The sequence below is a fragment of the Kitasatospora sp. NPDC059577 genome, assembly GCF_042735475.1.
In the GTDB taxonomy this organism is placed as follows: Bacteria; Actinomycetota; Actinomycetes; order Streptomycetales; family Streptomycetaceae; genus Kitasatospora.
Map to the genome: position 1 here is coordinate 158,557 of NZ_JBHWBZ010000001.1, position 7,068 is coordinate 165,624.

Genomic DNA, 7,068 nt, shown 5'->3' on the forward strand with positions numbered 1-7,068 from the left:
GGGGCGCCGGCTCGGGGGCCGGCGGCGCCCCCCCCCCGCGCAGCCCCCCCCCGCGCCCCCGCGCGGCACTCGGGCCCCCCCCCCGGGGGGGGGGGGGGGGGGCACCGTCGATGCCTCAGCTGCTGGTGGTCAGCAGACGGTTGGCGAGGGCGTCGGCGAGGCGGTAGGCCTCGTCGGCGGAGAGGGTGCGGCAGATGGCGTCCGCCAGTTCCTCGACGTCGTGCCAGTCGACGGCGTCGAGTCCCTCCTGGGAGGTGGTGTCGGCCGGCTTCTCGCGCTGTTCCGGCATCGCGAGCGGCTCGGAATTTTCCGCGGAAAATCGGTCGGTGCTCGCAGCGGCTTCCGCGCTCGCACGCGGAGCCTGCGGGGCGGGTGCCGGACGGGGCGCCGCGGGCGCCACCGGCTCCGCCGCCGGGGGTGTCACGGACGGCGTCGCCTCCGCGGTCGGCTGGGGGGCCGGTGCGGGGGTGACCACCGGCTGCGGAGCCGGAGCCGGAGCCGGCTCGCTGGCGGCAGGGGCCGGGGCAGCGGCGGGAGCGGCGGGAGCGGCCTTGACCGGGTCCTTGGCCGAGGCCTTCGCCTGCAGCCTGGCCGCCCGCTTCGCGGCGACGGCGTCGGCGTCGGCCTGGAGCAGGTGGTCCAGTTCCGCGGTCTGTTCGGCGAGGGACATCTCATCGATGCCCTTCACCGATCCGAGCCGGCGGGCGACGTTGATGGAGATGCCCTCGTCGCCGCGTGCCTTGGCCCGCACCTGGCGCTGGAGTTCCGGGTGGAGCTTCAGCAGGTTCTTGCGGTGCGAGATCCAGCTCTGGGACCAGCCCTCGGCCTCGGCGGCCTCCTTGGCGGTGGGGTACTGCGCCACGATGAGCAGGACCGCGTTGGCTTCTTCGATGGGGTCGAAGTCCTTGCGGGCCATGTTCTCGTCGAGCGCGGCCCGCAGCAGGGTCGCCTTGGACTCCGCGACCGTGTCGTCGACGACGACGAGCAGTTGTTCCCGCCCGTACAGTGCGGCGGCGGCGCGGCGGCGGTTGCCGTTGACGATGATGACGTCCTGCGGTCCCGCGTCGAGGGTCTGCCGGTCCTCGGGCCACAGCCGGAGGTAGGCGGCGGGGGTGACGGCGAGGCAGCTCTGGAGCTGGCGGTCCTTGATGCTCGCCAGGTCGGAGAGGTCGCCCAGTTCGTCGCGGGGGTTGCGCGGGTTGGGGAGGCAGTTGGCGGTGGGGACCCACCGGGCCGGGGTGTCGGTCGCGGTGGCGCCGGTGTTGGCGCTGTCCACGCCCGGGGCGTCGACGACCGGGTCGGCGGCCATCGACGCGAACGAGACGCGACGGCCGGCCATCAGCGGCCCCCGTACCCGAGTTCGAGGGACAGGCGGAAGAAGTCCTCGCGGGCCCGGTAGGCGGTGCCGCTCTCCTTGTACTGGGTGACGACGGTGCCTTCGGCGACCGCCCGCGAGTGGATCTTGTAGCGGCGCAGGACGGTTTTGGCGCGGGGCCAGCCCTTCGCCGCGATGTACGCCTCGGTGTCCTCCAGGTCGGCGCGGCCGTCCCGGGGGTCCCAGTTGTTGATGACGATCCGGAAGGGGATGTCCATCGGTTCGATGACCTTCTGGATGGTCCGGGCCGTCGGGTCGAAGCACAGCGGCTCGGTGATCATCGGGACCAGGACGTCATCTGCTATTTCCAGGGCCCGGCGCAGGATCTCCTCGTCGGCGAGGGTGCCCGGGGTGTCGATGAAGATGTGCTCGTACTCGTCCTTCTCACCGAGGACGTCGAACGTGCAGGCCGCGAGGTTGACCGTGGTGGTGGTCTTGCCCACGCCGCCCTTCTGGTTGGCGATGACGTGGATCTTCGCGCCGGTGTTCTTGAGGTTGATCAGCTGTTCGGCATGGTCGTGTGCCGCCATGAAGTCGAAGGGCAGGTTGTCGCCCACTCTCTCCGCCCAGACGACGGCGGACCCCTGGGGGTCGGTGGACACGACAAGCACGGATGGCTTCATGATGTTCCGTTCTCTCCGTGGGCTTCCCGGGCGGACTGCCCGGTACTGCGGACGCCCGCCGCTCGAAGTCGTGAACGGCGAACAGGAACAGCATCCCAGAAGATCAACTGGGATCGTGACGCGACCCGCCTGTGTTCGCGCACAATGATCGGATCCGGGACCTGATTGCTCACCGGAAACCGCTGGTCCCACGGTGGGGAAGGCGGTCCGCCGACGGCGATCCGCGGCCCGTGGACCACCGGGGCGGAGGGGGGAGGGAACGGGAATCGGGCACGGCGCCGCCGTATCGCGCACTCCGGAATTCCGGCGGAAGCGGCGTTCCGGCATTCCTGACGGATCGACGGATCGACGGATCGGTTGATCGACCGAACCGTGAATCGGCCGGTCCACGAATCGACCGATCGGAAAGCGTCGGATGCCGGCGGAGCCCGTCGGAATTCCCCCGATTCACGCGGCCGCGTCGGACCGCCGGGTGCCGCCGCGCCGCTGCCCACCGCGAACGGGCCCTCGGACGTCCCGATCACGACCGCGCGTCGCGCGTCGTCGTGCCCCTGTGCCACCCGGCCCCCGGCTGTCTGTCCCGCCTGCTCTGTCCGCCCGCGGGCCTGCTCCGCCCAACGGCTTTTCCCGGGAGGGGAGTCGAGGATCCGACGGTGCGTCAGAACTCGACCCGCGCACGGCCGGCGGGACATAAGCGGGAGACACGGAGGAGATGCGCCCTCTACGGTGCGAACATGTCACTGATCAGGAAGTTCCAGGTCACGTTCGATTGCGCGGAGCCCGTGCGCGTCGCCCGCTTCTGGTGCGAGGTACTGGGGTACGTCATGGCGCCGCCGTCGACGGAGTTCGCCACGTGGGAGGAGTACGACCTCTCCCAGCCGCCGGAGAAGCGGGGGTCGTGGTGCGCGTGCAGCGATCCCTCGGGGGTGGGACCGCGCCTGTACTTCCAGCGCGTTCCCGAAGGCAAGACCGTCAAGAACCGGGTCCACCTCGACGTGCGGGTCGGCACCGGGCTCGTGGGCGAGGAACGCCTCGCCACGCTCGAAGCCGAGGCCGAGCGACTGCTCGCGTTCGGCGCGGTGCGCGTGGAGGTGCTGTACGACGGCACCGACTCGTGCATCGTGATGCAGGACGTCGAGGGCAACGAGTTCTGCGTCGACTGAGCGGGCGGCCCGCCGGCGGTCAGCGCGGGAGCGCCCAGTCCGGCCTCCACGTGCCGGGGGCGTCGTGGCCGGTGACCGTCGCGGCGAGGTGGGCGCGGAGGGTGGCCAGCGCGGGGTGGGGGTTGTCGCGGTGCCACAGGAGGGAGTGCGGGTAGACGGGGGTCGGGTCGGTGACCGGGATGCGGCGCAGGCCGTGGCCGGCGGGCCAGACCAGGCGGGTCTGCTCGCTCATGAAGGTGGCCAGGGCCGGGGTGTCGGCGATGGTGTCGAGGAGCGCGTCGGAGCCGAAGTTGGGGCCGGTCGCCTCGATGGTGAGGCCGTACGCGGCGACGAGGTCGTCGTAGTAGGCGCCCCACTCGGTGCCGGGGACGATGCCGGGCATCCAGATCCGGTGGCCGACGAGGTCGGCGACGGTCACCGACCTGGCGCCGGCCAGTGCGTGGGCGGGGCCGGTGAGGAGCTGGAGCGGTTCGTCGAGGACCCGGACGGACACGATGTCCTCGGGCAGGGGCCGGCCGGGTGCGGCGACGGCCCGGAAGGACGCGTCGACCGTGCCGGACCGGATGGCGGCGACGGCCGTCTCGATCTCGAACAGCATCAGCACGTCGAGGTCGACGTCCGGGTGCGCGCGGTGGAAGTCGCGCATCAGGCCGGACACCGCGCCGCGTGAGTTGATCACGTCGACGCGCAGCGCGCGGTGGCCGGCGCGCACGGAGGCGACCGCGCGTTCCGCGACGCGCAGCAGTTCGCGCGCGTGCGGCAGGAAGGCCTGCCCGTCGATGGTGAGCTCGGCTCCGCGCGGGGTGCGGGTGAACAGCCGGACGCCGAGGTCGCGCTCCAGCGTGGCGACGCGTTTGGAGACGGCCTGCTGGGTGACGGTGAGGTCGACGGCGGCCTTCTGGAACTGGCCGGCTTCCGCGATGGCGGCGAAGGTGCGCACTGCTTCGAGGTCCACGCCGACCCACCCTAGTGGACAACCACTGGTTGTGTGAGGTGGGCGGGATGGTTGTTTGACCTGCCATTGTGTCGCCCGATTAGCTCTCACCGGTCAACTTCGCTTTGTTCGGTCGGGACGTCGAGGGAGCAATCACATGCTGGGCAGGAGGCGGCTGGGCCGGCAGTTCGGCTGGCTGTGGGCGGCGTACGCGGTGAGCGCGTACGGGTCGGGGCTGGGGTTCGGGGCCCTGCCGATGATCGCCGTGCTGGTGCTGCACGCCGGCCCCGCGGAGGTGTCCGTGCTGTCCGCGGTGGGGCCCGCGATGGGCGCGCTGATCGCCGTGCCGCTGGCGCCGTGGGTGGAGTTCCGGCGGAAACGGCCGGTGATGATCGCGACGGACCTGACCCGGTTCGCAGCCATGGCGACGATCCCGGTCGCCTACGCCTTCGGGTGGCTCGGCTTCGGCCAACTGCTCGTGGTCTCGATCGTGGTCGCCGCGGCCAAGATCGCGTTCGGCGCGGCCAGCGGTGCCCACCTCAAGGCCCTCGTCCGGCCGGAGGACCTGCTGGTGGCCAACGCGCGCTTCGAGTCGACGAACTGGAGCTCCATCGCGGTCGGGCCACCCCTGGGCGGGGCGGCGATCGGTCTGTTCGGGCCGGTCACCACCGTGCTGGCCGACGCGCTCAGCTACCTGCTCTCCGCGCTCGGCATCGCCGCGATCGGCGGCCGGGAGGAGGCGCCGCGGCCGGCCGGGGACGACCGGCTCCGGGCGGGCGCCCTGCTCGACGGCTGGCGGCACATCCTGGGAGACCCCGGCCTGCGGGCCCTCTACCTCAACAACGTGCTGGTCTCCGGCCTGATCATGGCCACCGAGCCGGTCCTCGCGGTGCTCCTGCTCCGCCAACTCGACTTCGCGCCTTGGCAGTACGGCCTTGCCTTCGCCGCGCCCTGCCTCGGCGGACTCGTCGGCTCGCGGCTCGCCCGCCGGGTCGTGGCCCGGTACGGCCGGGACCGGGTCTTCCGGACCGTCGGCACCCTGCGCGCCGTCTGGCTGATCGGCCTGGCCTTCGTCCGCCCCGGCGTCGTCGGCCTCGTCACCGTGATCGCCGTCGAGCTGGCGATCATCGTCAACATGAGCCTGTACACCCCGGTGCTCGCCACCTACCGCCTCGAACGCACCCCCGGGCACCTCGTCGCCCGCACCCTGTCGGCCTGGTCGATCGGCCAGCAGACGGCCATCGCCGTCCTCACCGCGCTCGGCGGACTGCTCGCCGACGCCACCGGGCCGCGCACCGCCCTCGCGGCCGCGGGACTGCTCATCCTGGCCACCCCGCTGCTGCTGCCCCGGCGCGAGCAGGTGGCGCGGCAGGAGCCGGAACCGGCCGGCAGCCACGCGTGACGCACGTCGGGGCCCCGCGCTCCGACGGACCGGTATCGCCCACCGGGCACCGATCCCACCGAGCATCGATCCCACCGGCCACCGATCCCACCGAGCACCACCCGTCAAGGAGGACACCCACGTGAGCACGACCCCCGCACTCGACCCCGCGCACACAGCCCTGCTGGTCCTGGACTGCCAGCCCGCGGTCCTCGCGGCCCTGCCCGGGGACGGCGCCCGCGAGGCTCTGCTCGACCGCGTGGAGGAAGCGGTCGCCGCCGTACGCGCCGCTGGCGGCACCGTCGCCCACGTGCGGGTCGGCTTCACCGAGGACGACTGGGCGGCCGTCCCGGACGCCAACACGTCCTTCGGTCCGGTGGCGCGGTACCGCGCCCTGCACCACGAGGACCCCGCCACGGCCGTCCACGAGCGCCTGGCCCCCCGGGACGGCGACATCGTCGTGCGCAAGACGCGCTTCGGCGGCCTGTCCACGACCGACCTCGACCGGCGGCTGCGCGAGCGCGGCATCACCACGCTGGTCGTGGCCGGTGTCAGTACCGGCGGCGCCGTCCTGTCCACCGTCGTCGACGCCGCGGACCGCGACTACCGGCTCCACGTCCTGTCCGACGGGGTGGCCGACCCGGACGCGGAGGTCCACGACCTCCTGCTCCGCCGGGTCCTGCCCTCCCGGGCCGGCATCCTCGACACCGCGGAACTGCGCGCGCTGCTCCGCGCCGCCTGACCCGCGCCGCCTGACCCGCGGCCCGCGGCCCGCGACCCGTGCCCCGGGCCGCCGGCGCCGGGCGCGCCGCGGGCCACCCGCGCCCCCGGGACGAGTCGGGCCCTGCCTGTTCCCGCAGGCAGGGCCCGTACCGGCGTCCCCGCGGGGGCAGTCGCGGGGACGCTGGGGCCGGAGGCAGGCCGGTCAGATCCTGCGGTACGCCTCGGTGGGGCAGAGGCGCATGATCTGCTCGATCTCGTCGAAGGTCGACTGGTCGGCGATCGGCGATCGGCGATCGGCGGTGGGGCGAACGGGACGACCGGGTCGCCGCGGTCGTCGGCGCGGCAGTAGAGCCCGTTGTCGAACAGCGTCTTGGACAGCTAGCCGTAGAGCACGCGCTCGCACTGCTCGTCGGTGAAGGTGGTCTTGGCGGCCTTGTCGGTGACCAGTTCGACGCCGTGGAAGTAGCCGTTGCCGCGGACGTCGCCGACGATCGGCAGGTCGCGCACCTTGTCCGACGTCTTGAGGAAGCTGCCCTCGTCGGCCGGCACGTGCTGGTCGATGCCCTCGCGCTCGAAGATGTTGGTTGGCCGGCGCGACGGCGGCGGAGACCGGGTGGCCGCCGAAGGCGTAGCCGTGCGGGAAGACTGCGTCGCCCTTGTAGAACGGCTCGGCGATGCGGTCCGAGATGATCGTGGCGCCGATCGGGGAGTAGCCGGACGACATGCCCACCGCCCTGGCTGCCCGTCCTGCCCGGCATCACCCGGTTGCTGCTCCGGGGGGCCGCCCCGCGCGGGGGGGCCCCGGGGGGGGGCCAAAACCCGCGCCCGCCCCGCCCCCGCGCGCCGGTGGGGTGGGGAGCGGACACCGA

At 73.0% G+C, this 7,068-nt stretch carries 6 protein-coding genes and 1 pseudogene; 3 read left to right on the top strand and 4 right to left on the bottom strand.

Annotation, left to right across the window (positions count from 1 at the left end; translation table 11 throughout):
* Window positions 1–115 precede the first annotated feature (115 nt).
* The gene (locus tag ACFV0O_RS00750; RefSeq protein ID WP_380334369.1) at window positions 116–1,339 is read right to left on the bottom strand and encodes a ParB/RepB/Spo0J family partition protein; all 1,224 of its coding nucleotides are present in this window, start codon (window positions 1,337–1,339) and stop codon (window positions 116–118) included.
* Complete coding sequence (locus ACFV0O_RS00755; RefSeq protein ID WP_360256319.1) at window positions 1,339–1,977, bottom strand: ParA family protein; 639 nt, start codon at window positions 1,975–1,977, stop codon at window positions 1,339–1,341. The genes ACFV0O_RS00750 and ACFV0O_RS00755 overlap by 1 nt, the downstream gene beginning before the upstream one ends.
* A 755-nt stretch (window positions 1,978–2,732) precedes the next feature.
* Here ACFV0O_RS00755 and ACFV0O_RS00760 point away from each other — a divergent pair.
* The gene (locus tag ACFV0O_RS00760) at window positions 2,733–3,161 is read left to right on the top strand and encodes a VOC family protein (RefSeq protein ID WP_360256317.1); all 429 of its coding nucleotides are present in this window, start codon (window positions 2,733–2,735) and stop codon (window positions 3,159–3,161) included.
* Between the two features lie 19 nt (window positions 3,162–3,180).
* Here the strand turns inward: ACFV0O_RS00760 and ACFV0O_RS00765 are convergent, their stop codons facing one another.
* Complete coding sequence (locus tag ACFV0O_RS00765; protein ID WP_380334373.1) at window positions 3,181–4,116, bottom strand: LysR family transcriptional regulator; 936 nt, start codon at window positions 4,114–4,116, stop codon at window positions 3,181–3,183.
* Window positions 4,117–4,252: 136 nt separating this feature from the next.
* On the opposite strand from ACFV0O_RS00765, the gene ACFV0O_RS00770 reads away from it, so the two are divergent.
* Together ACFV0O_RS00770 and ACFV0O_RS00775 are read left to right on the top strand one after the other, a co-directional pair.
* Complete coding sequence (locus ACFV0O_RS00770) at window positions 4,253–5,497, top strand: MFS transporter (RefSeq protein ID WP_380334375.1); 1,245 nt, start codon at window positions 4,253–4,255, stop codon at window positions 5,495–5,497.
* A 121-nt stretch (window positions 5,498–5,618) separates the two neighbouring features.
* The gene (locus ACFV0O_RS00775) at window positions 5,619–6,218 is read left to right on the top strand and encodes a cysteine hydrolase (protein WP_380334377.1); all 600 of its coding nucleotides are present in this window, start codon (window positions 5,619–5,621) and stop codon (window positions 6,216–6,218) included.
* Window positions 6,219–6,401: 183 nt separating this feature from the next.
* On the opposite strand, the pseudogene ACFV0O_RS00780 reads toward ACFV0O_RS00775, so the two are convergent.
* Window positions 6,402–6,932 (bottom strand): annotated as a pseudogene (locus ACFV0O_RS00780) (aminotransferase class III-fold pyridoxal phosphate-dependent enzyme); the annotation flags it as partial.
* Between the last annotated feature and the right edge of the window lie 136 nt (window positions 6,933–7,068).

What these genes read in the sequence shown, in the direction of transcription:
- ACFV0O_RS00750 (WP_380334369.1), bottom strand. Translation starts at nt 1,339, where the DNA reads ATGGCCGGCCGTCGCGTCTCGTTCGCGTCGATGGCCGCCGACCCGGTC.
- ACFV0O_RS00760 (WP_360256317.1), top strand. Translation starts at nt 2,733, where the DNA reads ATGTCACTGATCAGGAAGTTCCAGGTCACGTTCGATTGCGCGGAGCCC.
- ACFV0O_RS00770 (WP_380334375.1), top strand. Translation starts at nt 4,253, where the DNA reads ATGCTGGGCAGGAGGCGGCTGGGCCGGCAGTTCGGCTGGCTGTGGGCG.